This window comes from Bradyrhizobium sp. LA6.1, from assembly GCF_040547805.1.
Taxonomy (GTDB): domain Bacteria; phylum Pseudomonadota; class Alphaproteobacteria; order Rhizobiales; family Xanthobacteraceae; genus Bradyrhizobium; species Bradyrhizobium barranii.
This window is the reverse complement of record NZ_JBEPQK010000034.1, coordinates 21,868-37,221: the sequence shown is the minus strand read 5'-3', so window position 1 is coordinate 37,221 and position 15,354 is coordinate 21,868. Positions and strand designations below refer to the sequence as shown.

At 61.7% G+C, this 15,354-nt stretch carries 13 protein-coding genes and 2 pseudogenes; 9 read left to right on the top strand and 6 right to left on the bottom strand.

Going from position 1 to position 15,354, the window contains the following annotated elements; genetic code table 11:
- The first annotated feature begins 274 nt into the window (after positions 1 to 274).
- Positions 275 to 538: a hypothetical protein gene (locus ABIB99_RS42885; RefSeq protein WP_354181923.1), complete on the top strand. Its 264-nt coding sequence runs from the start codon at positions 275 to 277 to the stop codon at positions 536 to 538.
- Between the two features lie 36 nt (positions 539 to 574).
- Here ABIB99_RS42885 and ABIB99_RS42880 read toward each other — a convergent pair whose 3' ends face one another.
- Both ABIB99_RS42880 and ku read right to left on the bottom strand, forming a co-directional pair.
- Positions 575 to 1,189 carry a cell envelope biogenesis protein TolA gene (locus ABIB99_RS42880; RefSeq protein WP_354181917.1) on the bottom strand — a complete coding sequence of 205 codons (615 nt, stop codon included), beginning with the start codon at positions 1,187 to 1,189 and terminating at the stop codon, positions 575 to 577.
- Positions 1,190 to 1,359: 170 nt separating this feature from the next.
- On the bottom strand, positions 1,360 to 2,292 hold the full coding sequence (gene ku / locus ABIB99_RS42875) for a non-homologous end joining protein Ku (protein WP_354181915.1): 933 nt from the start codon (positions 2,290 to 2,292) through the stop codon (positions 1,360 to 1,362).
- A gap of 175 nt (positions 2,293 to 2,467) precedes the next feature.
- Here ku and ABIB99_RS42870 point away from each other — a divergent pair, with 175 nt between their 5' ends.
- The 5 genes and pseudogenes from ABIB99_RS42870 to ABIB99_RS42850 all read left to right on the top strand — a co-directional run bounded on the left by ABIB99_RS42870 (position 2,468) and on the right by ABIB99_RS42850 (position 8,987).
- A complete protein-coding gene (locus ABIB99_RS42870) occupies positions 2,468 to 2,845 on the top strand; it encodes a hypothetical protein (protein ID WP_354181913.1) in 378 nt (125 codons plus the stop codon).
- A gap of 121 nt (positions 2,846 to 2,966) precedes the next feature.
- The gene (locus ABIB99_RS42865) at positions 2,967 to 4,244 is read left to right on the top strand and encodes a metallophosphoesterase family protein (protein WP_354181911.1); all 1,278 of its coding nucleotides are present in this window, start codon (positions 2,967 to 2,969) and stop codon (positions 4,242 to 4,244) included.
- Positions 4,244 to 7,738 (top strand): ATP-binding protein, encoded by a 3,495-nt coding sequence (locus tag ABIB99_RS42860; protein ID WP_354181909.1) that lies wholly within the window; start codon positions 4,244 to 4,246, stop codon positions 7,736 to 7,738. Before ABIB99_RS42865 ends, ABIB99_RS42860 begins: the two co-directional genes overlap by 1 nt.
- A gap of 49 nt (positions 7,739 to 7,787) precedes the next feature.
- A pseudogene (locus ABIB99_RS42855) lies at positions 7,788 to 8,234 on the top strand (hypothetical protein); the annotation flags it as partial.
- Between the two features lie 6 nt (positions 8,235 to 8,240).
- Entirely contained in the window at positions 8,241 to 8,987 is a 747-nt protein-coding gene (locus ABIB99_RS42850; protein ID WP_354181921.1) for an SOS response-associated peptidase, read from the top strand.
- Here the strand turns inward: ABIB99_RS42850 and ABIB99_RS42845 are convergent.
- Together ABIB99_RS42845 and ABIB99_RS42840 are read right to left on the bottom strand one after the other, a co-directional pair.
- Positions 8,935 to 10,169 (bottom strand): annotated as a pseudogene (locus ABIB99_RS42845) (metallophosphoesterase). The gene ABIB99_RS42850 and the pseudogene ABIB99_RS42845 sit on opposite strands and share 53 nt — an antisense overlap.
- Positions 10,170 to 10,256: 87 nt before the next feature.
- A complete protein-coding gene (locus ABIB99_RS42840) occupies positions 10,257 to 12,416 on the bottom strand; it encodes an exonuclease domain-containing protein (protein ID WP_354181907.1) in 2,160 nt (719 codons plus the stop codon).
- Positions 12,417 to 12,577: 161 nt separating this feature from the next.
- Here ABIB99_RS42840 and dinB point away from each other — a divergent pair, with 161 nt between their 5' ends.
- Together dinB and ABIB99_RS42830 are read left to right on the top strand one after the other, a co-directional pair.
- A complete protein-coding gene (gene dinB, locus ABIB99_RS42835) occupies positions 12,578 to 13,654 on the top strand; it encodes a DNA polymerase IV (RefSeq protein WP_354181905.1) in 1,077 nt (358 codons plus the stop codon).
- A 200-nt stretch (positions 13,655 to 13,854) separates the two neighbouring features.
- On the top strand, positions 13,855 to 14,049 hold the full coding sequence (locus ABIB99_RS42830; RefSeq protein WP_354181903.1) for a hypothetical protein: 195 nt from the start codon (positions 13,855 to 13,857) through the stop codon (positions 14,047 to 14,049).
- 1 nt (position 14,050) lies between these two features.
- On the opposite strand, the gene ABIB99_RS42825 is transcribed toward ABIB99_RS42830, so the two are convergent.
- Complete coding sequence (locus ABIB99_RS42825; protein WP_354181901.1) at positions 14,051 to 14,383, bottom strand: ATP dependent DNA ligase; 333 nt, start codon at positions 14,381 to 14,383, stop codon at positions 14,051 to 14,053.
- Positions 14,384 to 14,526: 143 nt separating this feature from the next.
- Positions 14,527 to 14,958 carry an ATP-dependent DNA ligase gene (locus ABIB99_RS42820; RefSeq protein ID WP_354181899.1) on the bottom strand — a complete coding sequence of 144 codons (432 nt, stop codon included), beginning with the start codon at positions 14,956 to 14,958 and terminating at the stop codon, positions 14,527 to 14,529.
- A 139-nt stretch (positions 14,959 to 15,097) separates the two neighbouring features.
- On the opposite strand from ABIB99_RS42820, the gene ABIB99_RS42815 reads away from it, so the two are divergent.
- Complete coding sequence (locus ABIB99_RS42815; RefSeq protein ID WP_354181897.1) at positions 15,098 to 15,340, top strand: hypothetical protein; 243 nt, start codon at positions 15,098 to 15,100, stop codon at positions 15,338 to 15,340.
- The last annotated feature ends 14 nt before the right edge of the window (positions 15,341 to 15,354 follow it).

The window sequence follows — 15,354 nt, the reverse complement described above, 5'->3', positions numbered from 1 at the left end:
TTTCCACGGGCGGCTCCCTCGTTTCAGGTCATCGATGACCCATCTTGCCACGCAAACCGGCGGAAGGGGGCCGTCCACCCCAACACGAGAGCCCGGTCGGCACTTGCCGCACGCGCCCAAATGAAAAGCCAGGAAGACCAAGTTCAGGGACTGGGCGTCTGCGCGTCAAAGATTCGAACCAAACCTTGAGCTCCCGCCGTTGCGAATCCCAGCCATGTGTTATCGGCCGGAACGAATGACGGACAAAACGATTCGCCGTTCCGGAGCCATTTCCATGCTGATGACAAGTGAGCGAAGGCCGGCGATACGGACGATGCGCGGATGGGCGATTGACGTGCTTCAGAACGCTGGCGCCATCCGCGAGTGCGAGGAGCACGGTTGGATGCAGGACCGCGCCGATCCGCATGCATGGGAGCGAGCGATCGATATCGCCCGTGAAGATCCGCCAGCAGGGATCTCCCCTGATGCAGCGGCGGCCGAGGTCCGCGACGTGCTGAACTCGATCGGTGATACCTGCCCAGAATGTCCTCCTGATTAGAAGGGCCGGCGCAGTGCACGATGCCAGCCTAGTCCTCTAACCCCGCCCGCGCCGCAGCGCGGCTCCCAATCGCTCCTTCTCGTTATCCCAGCGGGCTTTTTCGGCTTGCGATCTCTTCTCGAGAGCCTCGACCTGGGCCCGGATGGCGGCGGCCCGCTTCGCGTGCTCTTGCTTAGCCTTGTCCAGCGCAGCCTGCGCCTTGTCGACCGCCTGCTGACGGCGTTCACGATCCTTCTGCCTGGCAGTCTCTTCCTTCGGCTGTTCAAGCTGGCGCCGCTTCTGCTCCTTTTCGAAGGCGAGAGCGGCCTTTCGTTTGGCAGCCTTGTTGATGGGGCGAGAGGAAGGTTTCTTCGCCTTTAGGCCATTCGACTTGCGGGCGGCTTTCGTTGGTCCGCCGCCGCCAAGATCGGTGGGCAGTTCGGCATGTTCGCTGAAAGGTCGGTCGGTTCCAACCGGGCGCCTGAGAACGACGCCGGGCTTTGCCATGGCCCCGGCGATGACGTCCGGGTCGCAGCTCTCCTTCGCCGCGCCCTGATGGAAGAGATTGCTGTCTGCGCCCCACGCTTCCAGAGCCGCTTTCATGGAGGGAGCAGCAATCGCCAGATCGAAAAAGCCCAGCGAGGTCTGGTAGGTTTTCAGTTTTCTCGCCATGAGACGCTTCCCCGCACCACCCACTGACTGCTGTTATGCGATCAGCCGTGCTGTCTACCTCGCGAGCAGAGAATTTCCAAAGCGGGCGAACAGAGCGGCCGGCACGGGAAATATCTCGACGCATCCGGCATGTCGGAGCGAGCTTTCCGTGAACGCACCGCAAGGATACCTTAAGCCGACTTCCGCTGCGGTCTGGCCGTCAGCTTCTTCGCCGCGGCTTCCTTGGCTGGTTTCTTGCCGGCAATCGGCATCAGCATTTCCTTCTGCCCGGCGGCCACCTTGCGCGGCTTCTTGGTTGACTTTTTCGGCGCCTCGGCCGCCGTCGCCGCTTCTCTTCCGATGCTCTTGCGCAGCGCGTCCATCAGATCCACCACGTTCTCGCCGCGAGGACGCGCTTTCGCGGTGATGGGTTTGCCGGCGCGCTTCTGGTTGATGAGATCGATGAGGGCAGTTTCGTACTGGTCTTCGAACTTGTCTGGCTCGAAGTGGCCCGCTTTCTGGTTGACGATGTGCTTGGCGAGATCAAGCATGTCCTTGGTGACTTTGACATCCTGGATGTCGTCGAAATATTCTTCCGCAGAACGCACCTCGTAAGGATAGCGCAGCAGCGTCCCCATCAGGCCCTTGTCCATGGGCTCGAGGGCGATGATGTGCTCACGGTTGGTCAGCACCACGCGCCCAATAGCGACCTTGTTCATCTCCCGGATGGTTTCGCGGACGACGGCGAAGGCGTCGTGACCGACCTTTCCGTCCGGTACCAGGTAGTAGGGACGGATCAGATACCTCGGGTCGATCTCACTGCGGTCGACGAACTCGTCGATTTCGATGGTCCGCGTCGATTCCAGCGCAACGTTCTCGAGTTCCTCCTTCGTCACCTCGATGAAGGTGTCGGTGTCGACCTTGTAGCCCTTGACGATATCCTCGTTGGCGACCTCCTCACCCGTGTCAGCATCGACCTTGGCGTACTTGATGCGATGGCCGGTCTTCCGGTTGAGCTGGTTGAAGGAGACCTTTTCGGATTCCGACGTGGCCGGATAGAGCGCTACCGGACAGGTGACGAGGGAAAGACGCAGGAAGCCTTTCCAGTTAGCGCGGGGGGCCATAGCGGGGGAACTCCAATACTGATGCCGGATTCAAGACGAACGGCCCGGCTTGGTTCCGACAATCCCCGGGCTTCCCAACAGGATGATTTCTCACGAAGGGGACCTCTTAGGACTCGACTCGCTTGTTCATGATATGTTCTAACTGCCTATGACTCACCGACCCGCAAGTTTTCGCATGCCGGCCCCGAAGCAGATGGAGAAGCTGGCCGCCGGCGTCGGCAGGCAGCCCCGTACAGTGCCGTCACCTAGCCCGCCCGACCCGATTCCATCCGAATACTGGGAATCGATTCTGAACGACCCGAGCGCCGACGCCAGACCGAAGCAGTCCGGACCGTCCATCCGGGCGCAGCGGCTGTCCGAAATTCCCCAGCATGTTCTGAGGGTGGCGTGCTCCCGCTGCGGCCGGATCGTCGAGATTCAGAAGGCCGACGCCATCCGGCTGGCTGGCACCCAGGCGGTCTGGAAGGTGGTCGGGCAGCGGCTGCTCGACGACACCTGCCAGCAGCGCACCGGCCGCCACGAAGAGGACGGCTGCTGGCCGATGTTCGAATGAATGCGGTCGCGACAAAGCGCTGGGGATATCAAGGGCGGCGATCTCCGGTGTCTCCGATAAACCAATGATGCTTTCCGCGACGCGGTAGACTTCGCTGATTCGACCGGAGTGAGTTGTAACTATGGGCGCCTACCGTTTCGTGCATTCAGCCGACGTCCATCTCGATTCGCCGTTGCGTTCGCTCGCGCTGCGCGATCCGCGATTGGCGGAATTCGTCGGCAACGCCAGCCGGCAGGTTTTCTCGCGTATCGTCGACTTGTGCCTCGACGAGCAGGTGAACGCACTCCTGCTGGCCGGCGACCTCTATGACGGCGAGCAGACGTCGATGAAGACTGCGCGCTTTCTCGCCGAGCAACTCCGTCGCCTCGATGCGGCAGGCATCCAGGTCTTCATCATCCGGGGCAACCATGACGCTCTGTCCAAGATAACGAAGGAACTCGTCCTTCCCGAAAACGTCCATTTGTTCGGCGGCCGGGCCGACGCCGTCGAGATCCAGCGGGATCGCGGGGAGAGACCGATCGCGATCCATGGACTCAGCTTCGTCAGGCCGCAGGCCCCGGAGAGCCTTCTCGCCAAGTACCGGCCGCCCGTCGCCGACGCCATCAACATCGGACTCATGCACACCAGTCTGGACGGTTCGCCGCCACACGACGTCTACGCGCCGTGCAGCACGGCGGAACTCCTCGGCTCGGGCTTCCGGTACTGGGCGCTGGGGCACATCCACAAGCGCTCGACGACCGAGGGCCCCTGCACCGTCGTAATGCCGGGCATTCCGCAAGGGCGCGACGTCGGCGAGCAGGGTCCCAAATCAGTCACGTTAGCCAGCGTACTGGACGACGGGTCCATCACTCTCGACGAGCGCATCGTCGGGCTGGCGCAATTCGAACGCGTCGCCGTCGACGCCTCGGGAGCGACGTCGTGGTCCGACTTGGCCGCTCGGCTCGATAAGGCGCTCGGAGACGCGGCCGGCAGATTGGCATCCGATCATCTTGTCGCGCGACTTTCCATTTCCGGAGCGACATCCATGGCCTGGAGCATCCGGCGTGATGCCGATCTCCTGCGCACCGAAGCCGAGGCCCGGGCGGAAGCGATAGGCAACGTGTGGATCGAGAAGATCGATACCGACTGCCGACGGCCGGTGGTCGATTCGGCGGAGAGCGCGGACCCCGTCGAAGCGCTGCGAAGGACGATGAGCGACGAAATCGTCGGTTCCGAGGCCTTCCGAGCCGAAGCGGACGGTATCGTCAGCGACCTTCTCGCGCAGCTGCCCCCGGAATGTCGACGCAGCCTAGCTCCGGACGACACCGGCCTCGACCTGCTCATCGGGCGACTCGCCAGCGAGGGATCGGAAGAGGTGCTGGCGCGCCTTGCCGCCGGCAGCGCGCAGGAGGCACGTTGATGCGCATTCGAAAGCTCGGACTTCGACGCTACGGCAAGTTCACGGACGGGGTCATCGATTTCGGAGAGGGCTCCGCCGGCGCCCCCGACCTGCACATCGTCTACGGACCCAACGAGGCCGGTAAATCCACCGCTATGTCGGCGTGCATGGACCTGTTTTACGGCATCCACCATCAAAGCCGGTTCAACTTTCTGCACCCTTATCCGACCATGCGGATCGAAGCCGAACTCGAGATCTTCGGGACCCTCCGTAACTTCTCCCGGATCAAACTCCCCCACAACAGCCTTCTGGACGATGCCGGCAATACCGTTGCCGAGGCCATGCTGCTCGGAGAACTCGGAGGTCTCGATCGCAATGCCTATCAAACCATGTTCTGTCTCGACGACGAGGCGCTGGAGGCCGGCGGAGAAAGTATTCTCGCCAGCAAGGGCGATCTAGGTCATCTACTCTTCTCCGCGACGGCCGGGCTCGCTGATCTGAGCGATCGGCTCGGATCCGCAAAAGCGGAGGCGGAAAGCTTCTTCCGGTCGGGAAAGCGATCGGGAGTCCTCGCCGACCTCAAGAAAGAGCTCGCGGCCCTGAAGGACGAGCGGGACCGGACCGACACGCTCGCATCCGAATACTCGCGGCTCGTCATCGAACGCGACGAAGCGTCGTCGGCTTACACCGAGGCTCTCGCCGAGCGCGGCCGCACGCAGGCCCGCATCGACGAGGTGCAACGCTTCGTCAGCGCCCTACCGAGACTGCAGACCTTTCGATCCTTGCGGGCGGATCTTCTTCCGCTTGCGACGTTACCCGATGCGCCCTCGACTTGGGTCGACGATCTTCCGACGCTGATGACCCGGCAGACGAAGCTGGCGACGCAGGCGCAAACGGTTGCCGAGACCATCGCGGATTTGCGGGACGAACTCGAACGGCTCGTCGTCAACGCTTCTGCTTGCGGACTGGAAGACCGCATCGAATTGCTGACGGACCTGCGGGCGCGGCACATCACGGCAGAGAAGGACCTGCCCGATCGTCGTCTCAGTCTAGGGCTCGCCGAACAGACGGTCGCGCGGGTGCTGGCCCGTATCGGCCACGACTCGGATCAGGATCCCGCACGATTTGTCCTGCCGGCAGCAGTCACCGGACCGATTCGCGATCTGATGGAGCGGCGATCGGGAGTCGGAGCGGCCCTCGCTGCAGCCGAAGCAGAAGTCGACAAGGCGGTCGAGGCGCTGTCGCTTGCCCAAGCGAATATCGAGGAACGTGACGGGGGATTCGACGAAGCGGCGACCAGCGTCTTGACCGCAGCCATCGCGACCGCTCGTCAGATCGACGACGCCACGCGATCTCGTGCGGCCGATCGCTTATGCCGCGAGCGCGCTGACGAATTCAACGACCGCCTGATCGAGTTGCGCCCCTGGACGGGTGACAGGAATGCGCTCTGCGCGGTACAGGTACCAACGCAAGACCAACTTCAGCGTTGGGCTTCGATCGAAGCGGACCTTGCTCTCGAAATCGCTTCGCGCCAAGGCGAACAGCATCGCCTCGCCGCCGAGGCGGGACGCCTTGATGCGAGAATCGAGGCGCTCGGTTCCGTGGTTGGTGTCGTTAGCGATAAGGACGCCGGCGAAGCGCGGTCCGCCCGCGAAGCCGCCTGGGCCATCCACAAGGTGGAATTGGATGCAAAGACGGCCGTCACCTTCGAGACCGCGATGCGGAAACTCGATTTGATCACGGAGCAGCGTCTTGGTCATACTGCAGGCGTCGCGGAATTGAATAGTGCGCTGCTGGAGCAAGCCGAAATACGGCCAGCTCTGGAGCAGACCAGACGACAATTGCAGGATAGCCTGCGCAAGCGTGCGGTGATGGCCGAGGAGATCGAGAAGGCTCTTCACGCGATCGGACACGGTCTCGAGATCGACATTGGGGTTGCCGGGCTAAATCTGTGGATACGGAAGCGCGACCGGGCGATCGAGGCTCACGGAAAACTGCTGGCGGCCGAACGCGAATGTCGTGAAGCGCAGATCGAAACGAATGGTTCGCGGGAACGCACTGCCGAGGCGATGCGTTTGGCGGGGGTCGATGTCTCCCAGGATGACGACGTCGCGGCGATGCTGGCGACCGGCCAGGTGGCGCTCGACCGCACCGTCGAAGCCAAGAACCTGCGTGCGGCAATCGCGGATCGACGGCGCGACCTGAGGTTCCGCGAGAAGAAGCTCGCTGACGCCCGGTTGGCGGAGGAAGCGTGGAACAAGGCTTGGCGGGAGGCGTGCGCGACCTGTTGGCTAGGCCAATGCGAAATCGAACCTACGACGGCTGTCGTGCGTGAAACGCTGGAAGCGCTGGCGCAATTGGACGCGGCTCTGCAAAAACGAGTGGAGTGGGCCGACCGCATCGCGAAGATGCAGCGCGATCAGACCCAATTCCGGACCGAAGTCGACGCGCTCGCCGCCGCGATCGGTTTGTCACCGAGCACGGACACTCTCCGACTTTGCCAGGCCGTCCTGGATTGCGTCGCGGCCACCGCGAAGATGCTTGGCAGGCGGCTGGATGTCGAAGCGCGGCTCGCAGTCGAGCAGGACAAGGCGAGCGCGCGTGCGAATGAAACCGCGGAACTGCAGGCCCAAGCGAGCCAGATGATGAACCTCTTCGGGGTCGAATCCTTGACGGAGGTCGACGGCCGTCTGCGCGCGCTCGCCCGTAAATCCGATTTCGAGGCGCGTTCGGCCAAGGCTCGCGACGAATTGCTAGAAGGGGTGCGTGCCGAAACCGTCGAGGAGGCCGAATGCATTCTCGACACCATCGATCGAGGGTCGCTGGAAGCCGAGCTGATCGTCCTAAAAAAGCGTTTCGATGACGAGGACGTTCGCAGCCGCGACCTTTTCTCCGCTCGGAACAGGGCGGAGGACAAGATAACCGCCGTCGGCGGCGACGCCGCCGTCGCGATCCTGGAAGCGCAACGGCGGACGGTCTTCCTCACGATCGAAGACAGGGCATTGGCGTATCTCAGACTGAAGCTTGGGACGGCGGCGGCCGACAGGGCTTTACGGGCCTATCGCGACCGCCATCGAAGTTCGATGATGACGCGCGCGTCGGAAGCCTTCGTGCTGATCAGTCGAGGTGCCTACTCGGAGCTCGTTACCCAACCGTCGAATGGAAGCGAGCTCCTGATCGCCAAGGGATCCGACGGCGGTTCGAAGATCGCTTCCGAACTGTCGAAAGGCACGCGATTCCAACTGTATTTGGCGCTTCGCGTAGCTGGGTATCACGAGTTCGCAAGGGCTCAAGCTCCCCCGCCATTTCTTGCAGACGACATCATGGAGACGTTCGACGATTTTCGCGCGGAAGAAGCGTTTCGTCTACTCGCCGGCATGGCCGCCACGGGACAGGTGGTCTACTTCACTCATCACCGCCATCTCTGCGAAATCGCGAAGGCCGTCGAGCCGACAGCGATCGTCCACGACCTTCAGTCGGGCACACGCGTCCGAGCCACCAGCAGGGCTGCCTAGTTCGCCATCGACGCTCTGCCTAATCGCACATGAGAACGAGAGCGTCCGGATGGCACCGAAACATCACCCCACGCCGCTCTCCGGAGGCGACCGCAAGGCGCTGCAGAAGGAGCTCGGCAAGGCCCGCGCGATGACCAACATCCTCGCCGCGCAGTCGGTCGAGATGCGGGCCAAGGCCGAGACCATGCTGCAGCAGGCCGACAAGTTGCTCTGCGAATCCTGGAACGAGCGCATGTGGGCCGACGGCAAGCCGATCGACCCGTCGCCAACCATCGATCAGGCGATCAACGGCGGCTTTTCCTGGCTGGAGATCCGGTGCTCCCGCTGCAAGACGCCGAGCGACGTCGACCTCGCAGCGATGAAGCATCCGCCGACCACCTTCGTGCACGACCTCGCCAGCCGGCTGCGCTGCCGCAAATGCGCCAAGGCAGGCCGGCGACCATCCGCAACTCTGCTACAGTTGGCGTGGCAGCCGCGCCACCCTCGAACCGAAGCCTGCCCGATGTGCAATCTCTATTCGATCACGACAAACCAGGCCGCGATTATCGCGCTGTTTCGTGTCGTGAACCGATACGTCGGTAATCTGGCGCCGATGCCCGGCGTGTTTCCGGACTACCGGGCGCCGATCGTACGCAACGGGGCTGATGGTCGCGAGCTCGCCACAGCACGGTGGGGAATGCCATCGTCGTCAAAGGCGCTGATGGATGCCACCAAGAAACGGGCCGAGAAGCTGCAGGCCAAGGGCAAGACCGTCGATTTCAAGGAATTGCTGCGGTTAGAGCCCGACGGAGGAACGACCAACATCCGCAACGTGAAAAGCAAACACTGGACGCGATGGCTCGGAGCGGAAAACCGCTGCGTGGTTCCGTTCAACTCTTTCAGCGAGTTCAACAAGGCCGAGGGTGGCGACATCTGGTTCGCGCTCAACGACACCCGCCCGCTCGCGTGCTTCGCCGGCATCTGGACCGGCTGGATGTCGGTCCGGAAGGTTAAGGAAGGCGAGACCACCAACGACCTCTATGCGTTCCTCACGACGGAGCCGAACGCCGAAGTCGGCGCGATCCACCCGAAGGCGATGCCGGTGATCCTGACGACGCCCGAAGAAGTGGAAACCTGGATGACGGCACCTGCGGACGAGGCGCTCAAGCTCCAGCGACGGCTCCCGGACGGGGCGCTCCGGATCGTCGCCCGCGGTGTTAAGGAAGATCCCGCTCAACCGGTGACGCAGGGCTCCCGCGCGGATCTGTGATAGGGTTGCGGAAGCAAGGCGCCTCGCCCAATGCGAGTCCATCGCCGGTCGTCTCGTGGTCAGGTGGCACCACTTTGCGTAACGTAGTCCGCGTCAATTCGGAGGGGCGACCCAGCCGCAGTGCGAAGCCCGGCCATAGCGCGGTACCGTTGTTCACGTACAACGTCATACCGTCGACGTCGTAACGGCCCGAGACATAGCCGGCATTGGCGCGCGCGGCCAACCGGTCGATCCCCAGAATCAATCCGCCGTGCGTATGTCCAGAGAGTTGCAGAGCCACTCCGAGCACCGCAGCATGCAGCGCGTCGCTCGGCTGATGATCCAGCAGGATGATTGGGACGCCTTTGGGGGAGCCTTCGAGCACCGCGGTTAGGTCGCGAACGGGACGTCTTGTACGGCGCGATGCCCGGTCGGTGATGCCAGCGAGGACCAGCTTGCCGCCGTTGCGTTCAAGAACGATGTGCCTGTTCTCAAGCGACAGGAGACCCAACGTCGCGAAGTGCGCCATCCACGTGCTGTAGCCGAAGATGTATTCGTGATTGCCGGAGATCACATAGACGCCGTCGGTCGCCTTCAGGTCCCGCAACGGTTCGAGTCGGTGCGTCGCGCATCGAGCGTGCCGTCGATCAGATCTCCCGTGATCGCGATCAGGTCCACGCCGAGTTCGTTAGATCGCTCGACGACGGCGATCGCCCATGAAGCGGGAAACAACCGGCTGATGTGAAGATCGGTCAACTGCAGAATGGTGTAGCCGTCGAATTGTCGAGGAAGTCCTTGGATACCGACTTCGATGTCTTTTAGCGGCGGAATCCGCATCGCCTGATGGACGCCGACCGCGGCCGCGACGGCAGCCAACGCAGCCAATGCATAGCGAGCGCCGTCGGGCGCGCTCACGATGCCACCGTGGATCAGCGTTCCGAACAGCAACCCGCTATCGAGCAGAAGTTGCAGCAGCACCAGCAAGATGATCGCGCCGAACGCCCAGTTGAAGAGGACGACCACCGGGCGTGGAAACTCCGGAGAGAATACAGAGCCCGACGAGAGTTTGCTCCAGCGGTGAAACTGCAATGCGACCAACGCGAGCACCGCCGCCACGATCTTGATCGAGAGCGGCAGCTCCAGCGGCCAGATGAAGCGGGTCACGAGCAGCAGGTAGATCAGGCCGAGTATGAGTTGGGGAATCGGTTCGCTCCGGATTCGATCGGTGCGGCTTTCGTACACGAAGCCCGCCACAATCTCGACCTGAATTGGTTTGAGTCGGGCTGTTTGTCAGGCCGCTTCATCGGCACGGTCGGGCTCGAGGCTTTCCCGCTCGATATTCATCAAGTTCAAAAGGTGACCTGTCGCTCTCGCATCGCACAGCGCACGGTGGTGCGTTTCAAGTTCGATCCCGTAAAGCGCGCATAGTTTTCCAAGACCGTACGATTTGTGCCCGGGAAAGCGCCGACGCATTCCTGCTACGGTGCACAGCTTCGGAAACCGGAAGCGACGTTCGAGCCGTTCATATTCATAACTGATGAATCCGTAGTCGAAATTGACGTTGTGGGCGACGAAGATACCGTCGCCCATGAATCGCATGAAGCTATCGGCGACCTCAGAAAAGATCGGGGCATCTCGCACCATCTCGTTCGTGATGCCTGTGATCTGCGTTATCTTGGCCGGAATGGCTCGCTGTGGATTCACCAGGGAATGCCACTCGTCGACGACCTGGTGGTTGCGAATCTTCACAGCGCCGATTTCCGTTATCCGATCGCCTGACGCCCAACTCCCCGTCGTCTCGACGTCGACCACCACGTAATCCTGCTCAGGATCGAAACGGTAATCGACCCGACCGATCTCCGCACGGATGCCGGCGCCCCCAAGTTGCCGCAACCGCGTCAGTTGATTGCGGCGGACGGCGTCGCCCTCCGCCTTGATCTCCATGAAGGAGACGACGCCGTCCTTCTCCAGCATGAGATCCGGAAACCCATCGCGCATGTCGCGGAAATTCTGGCACAACGAGCGTACGATGGTTGCGATCCCCTCCCCGCCGGCTCCCGACAGAAGCGCTCGCAGCGCATCGACGTCCACGTGGTCCCAGGCGAAGATGCCGTTCGGACGGCCCCAATTCGAAGCGATCGGCCGCAGCAGCAGATTGAGCGCGGTTCCCGATCGAACGGCATCGAGCTTGTTGTCGATCTGGGCGGCAAACCGACGCGCGAAGCTCCGATCCTTGAGGCAATGCGGCACCCAATCGAAACTGCTGTGAAGCAGATCGGACTCGAAAAGTTCGTCCCAAAACAGCAGCCCGAAAAGAGAATGCCAAAGAGTGTTTTCGGTGAAGAAGACCCGGTAGCCTCTGCGGCGCATGACGCCGGCGACGCCGGCCTCCGGATTTCCGCGATAAACGTCGTCGACAGTGAGAGTAACGCCGGCGCGAAGCAGTTCGGTGCATGATCCAGTCCGGCGACCGCCGAATTTCCGGGCGAAGAAATCTGTGGCAAAGACGAACTCGCCGTCGCTGGCCGGATCGTCGATCATCCGCCGCAACAGATCTTCCGCATCTGCCTTGTTGCCGGCGCCGTAAAGCAGACGGACCAACCGCTCATTGCACTCCGGCGACGAACCGGCGCGATAAAGCTGCTTGGCGAGGTCCGTCTCGCCCAGCTTCTCGAAGAACTGACCGACCTGCCAGGCGGCACGGCTCCGGAGATCGGCGGCATAATCGCTCGGGCAATCCGGACCGCCGAAGATGTCGGTGACGGCACCCTGGTAGATGGCCGGCGATTTGACCTCGAGCCGATCGAGAAGCCGGCTGTAGTGGAAGCAGGCCCTCGCCTCGTCGCCATCCGTGAAACGGGCCTTGAACGAAGTGGCCTCGTTGGTGCGCATGATGCCCAAATCGCGCAGCGCGAAGTTCTTCAAGTCCTCCTCGATCTTGCCGAAATACAGGTAGAGGAGAAATTCGAGCGGCCGGACGTCATACAAGGCGATGAACTTCGCCGCCCCACAATGCTCGGCGGCGACGTTGAACGGAACCTGCGCCAAGAAGTAATCGACCAGCTTCGCTTTCGGCCAAGAGACGCGGATGTCGGTCCGCCCCGCCGCCTTCGCACCGGTGACCAGAGCTTCCTTGGGCAGGCACGAGACGAACGCGGCATAGTCCTCGTCCTTGAGTAGCCTCGCCTGGCCGCAAGCCAGCAAGTCGTCGGCCGCGCGGTCCAGATCCAAAATCTCGGCGTATCTGAACAGCGACCGATTGAAGATCGCGCCCCGCCGGTTGACCATCCGGATCAGCAGGCATTGCGCGTCCTTGGAAAGGCTTTGAAACCGCAACACGAAGGCGTCGTGCTCGTCCGTCAGAATCGAGCCGTAGGTCGCTCTGACAAACGCGAGCATCTCGACGAAATGGTCGTGGTAGTAATGGACAGGTAGATTCGGCCGTTTCATTCGCAGCGCCCTCGGGCCTTCCTGGATCGCATGCAAGGGAATTGGCGGGCCATGACCCGCGCCGTTGGTTGCCGCTGCGCGCGAAATGTTCTATCTTTGTTCTAGAACGTCCCGATTTGTCAAGGTACGCGTCGGGACGGCTGCAAACTCACTAGTGTGCGATGGACGAAAACCGCCAGCGGAAGATCATCCACGTCGACATGGACGCCTTCTACGCATCCGTCGAACAGCGGGATAATCCGGAGCTCCGCGGCAAGCCGGTCGCCGTCGGCGGATCCCGCGAGCGCGGCGTCGTCGCGGCCGCGAGCTACGAAGCGCGCAAGTTCGGCGTCCGCTCCGCCATGCCGTCTGTGACGGCCAAGCGGCAATGTCCGGACCTCATCTTCGTGAAGCCCCGATTCGAGATCTACAAGGCGGTCTCTCAGCAGATCCGCGAGATCTTTGCCGAGCACACAGCGATCATCGAACCGCTGTCGCTGGACGAGGCCTACCTGGACGTCACGGAAAACCTGCAGAACATTCCACTCGCGCGCGATGTCGCATTGGCGATCCGCGCCAAGATAAAGCAGGAGACCGGCCTGAATGCGTCTGCCGGCATCTCGTACAATAAGTTTCTGGCGAAGCTCGCCTCCGACCACCGGAAGCCGAACGGTCAGTATGTCATCACTCCGGAGATGGGGCCCGCCTTCGTCGAAGGCCTGCCTGTCGGCAAATTTCACGGCATTGGGCCCGCCACCAGCGCCAAGATGAATTCGCTCGGGCTCCACACCGGCCTCGACATGCGCAATCAGTCGCTGGAATTCATGCAAGCTAACTTCGGCAAGGCCGGCAGCTACTTTTATTGGATCTCAAGAGGCGTCGACAACCGCGAGGTCCGCGCCGACCGGATCCGGAAGTCTATCGGTGCCGAAAACACATTTTCTACCGATCTCACCGAATTTGACGTCATGGTCGCCGAACTGCGGCCGCTGGTTGACAAGGTCTGGCGGCACTGCGAAGACAAGGGAACACTGGGCAGGACAGTGACCCTGAAGATGAAGTTCAACGACTTCGAGATTATCTCTCGCAGCAGGTCCGTCCCCGTCGCAGTCGCGAGCCGCAGCGACCTCGAACGCCTCTCGATTGCCCTGCTTCAGAACGAGATGCCTGTTCCAAAGCCGGTCCGGCTTCTTGGAGTCTCGCTGTCCGCGCTCCAGGGCGAACTTCAGGACGAGCCGCAACTCGGCCTGCCGATCTGAGGAAGCGCGGCGTGATCAGCATTTCAAGAGCAGGCAGTATGCGGTCACCGGTCATTGTCGTCGGCCGGTTCGCCTTCAAGTTTGCGTGGGACGCGCGCGGACGCGCCAGCAATCTATACGAAGCGAAACTCTATCGGAGCGTGAACGCGACGCGACGCGTCTTACTTTGTCCGGTGCTTTGGGTGTCCCGGAGCGGAGCCGTGCAAATTATGAGAGCCGCGATGCCGCTGACCGGCATGATGAGCTTGGACGAGTACATGGATGCCGCCGAGGTCTGGGACAAAATGCCGGGTGAGGACAGTTGTCCCTTCGAACCGAAGGCGTCCGACTGGGGATGGTTCGAAGGCCGGATGGTCGCACTCGACTATTCGACGCCGGCGTGGGAGGCCGACTGATTTAATTCCGCTTGAGCCCCTTGAAGGAGCTCTGCCGCAGTAGACCTTCGGACGTGATGTCCCGGTACTCGATGTCCGCGAAGAACGTCGGTTCGACCCACGTGGCCTTCGGCTTCTTGATCGGCTTCGTCAGCTTCGATTTTGGGCTCACCACGGTATCAAGCTGCTTTCTGATCTGGCTCGACACGGTCCGCGACCATCCGGTCCCCACCTTTCCCATGTAGACGAGATCTTTTTCCTCTCGCTTTCCGAGATACAGCGCTGCCACCCCGGTGGGGTCCTTGACGAAGCCGATGACCGGGAATTTGCCCGTCTGTACGGTCTTGATCTTCAACCACCCTTCGTTCCGATCGGAGCGATAGGGAGCTTGGGCATTCTTCGAGACGATCGAAGTTCAACTTCGTCGCGTGTTCGAACATCTCCTGTCCATCGCCTATCAAGTGCTCCGAGTAGATAACGGGAAGCCCGATGTCGTTTTCACCCAGCAGGTCGGACAGCATCTGCTTCCGCTGTCACCTGAGGAAGTTTGCGGATGTCACCGTCTCGCCAGAGAAGGTCGAAGACGTAGTAGACAAGCCGATCCTGTTTGCCCGCAGCGAGTTCGGCCTGAAGTTCGGAGAAATTGGTGCGGCCTTCATGGATGACCACCACCTCTCCGTCGAGGATCGCCTGCCCGGAGATATCTAACGCGCCGGCGATCACCGAAAAACGCTTCGTCCAGTCCAGCCCGTTGCGGGTAAACACCCGCTTCTTCCCCTTGTTGAGGTGAATTTGCACGCGGTAGCCGTCAAACTTGATTTCGTGAAGCCACTGGTCGCCGGACGGCGCCTTGGCCTTCAGCGTGGCCAATTGGGGTTTAATGAACCCCGGCATTTCCGCCGCCACAATTCTTCGCGTACGCTTGGTCATCACACTACTCAAAACGCCAGTTTATCGAACAACCCTTAAGGAAGCACCCGGATTCAAAGGAGACCGAAGCAACAGCAACCGCTTTCCTTTGCCAATGCGGATCCAGGATAATGCCCGCTCCGATTGTGAGACCGTCACCATGGCTACCCCAGTAACGCGAGACCAGTTCGTCGTCGCTCCGGAAGGAATCACGCACGTCCCGACGGGCGCGGCGTTCTCGCCCCATCCGGGCAGTCCGCTTTCCGGAAACCTTCACCTAGGGCAATTGGGCAATCGGCTGCCGAACGGAGACGATCACCGCCCCGACGAGGTGAGGGCGATGATGCAGCAACTCTGGGCGGAGTACGTCGAGGCAAATCCGACCACCTTCGATCGCTCGTGATCCGGAGAAGCATG

Coding starts and splice junctions, on each gene's coding strand:
- ABIB99_RS42880 (WP_354181917.1), bottom strand. CDS start 1,189: ATGGCGAGAAAACTGAAAACCTACCAGACCTCGCTGGGCTTTTTCGAT.
- ABIB99_RS42860 (WP_354181909.1), top strand. CDS start 4,244: ATGCGCATTCGAAAGCTCGGACTTCGACGCTACGGCAAGTTCACGGAC.
- ABIB99_RS42840 (WP_354181907.1), bottom strand. CDS start 12,416: ATGAAACGGCCGAATCTACCTGTCCATTACTACCACGACCATTTCGTC.
- ABIB99_RS42850 (WP_354181921.1), top strand. CDS start 8,241: ATGTGCAATCTCTATTCGATCACGACAAACCAGGCCGCGATTATCGCG.
- ABIB99_RS42820 (WP_354181899.1), bottom strand. CDS start 14,958: ATGACCAAGCGTACGCGAAGAATTGTGGCGGCGGAAATGCCGGGGTTC.
- ABIB99_RS42870 (WP_354181913.1), top strand. CDS start 2,468: ATGCCGGCCCCGAAGCAGATGGAGAAGCTGGCCGCCGGCGTCGGCAGG.
- dinB (WP_354181905.1), top strand. CDS start 12,578: ATGGACGAAAACCGCCAGCGGAAGATCATCCACGTCGACATGGACGCC.
- ABIB99_RS42885 (WP_354181923.1), top strand. CDS start 275: ATGCTGATGACAAGTGAGCGAAGGCCGGCGATACGGACGATGCGCGGA.
- ABIB99_RS42815 (WP_354181897.1), top strand. CDS start 15,098: ATGGCTACCCCAGTAACGCGAGACCAGTTCGTCGTCGCTCCGGAAGGA.
- ABIB99_RS42865 (WP_354181911.1), top strand. CDS start 2,967: ATGGGCGCCTACCGTTTCGTGCATTCAGCCGACGTCCATCTCGATTCG.
- ku (WP_354181915.1), bottom strand. CDS start 2,292: ATGGCCCCCCGCGCTAACTGGAAAGGCTTCCTGCGTCTTTCCCTCGTC.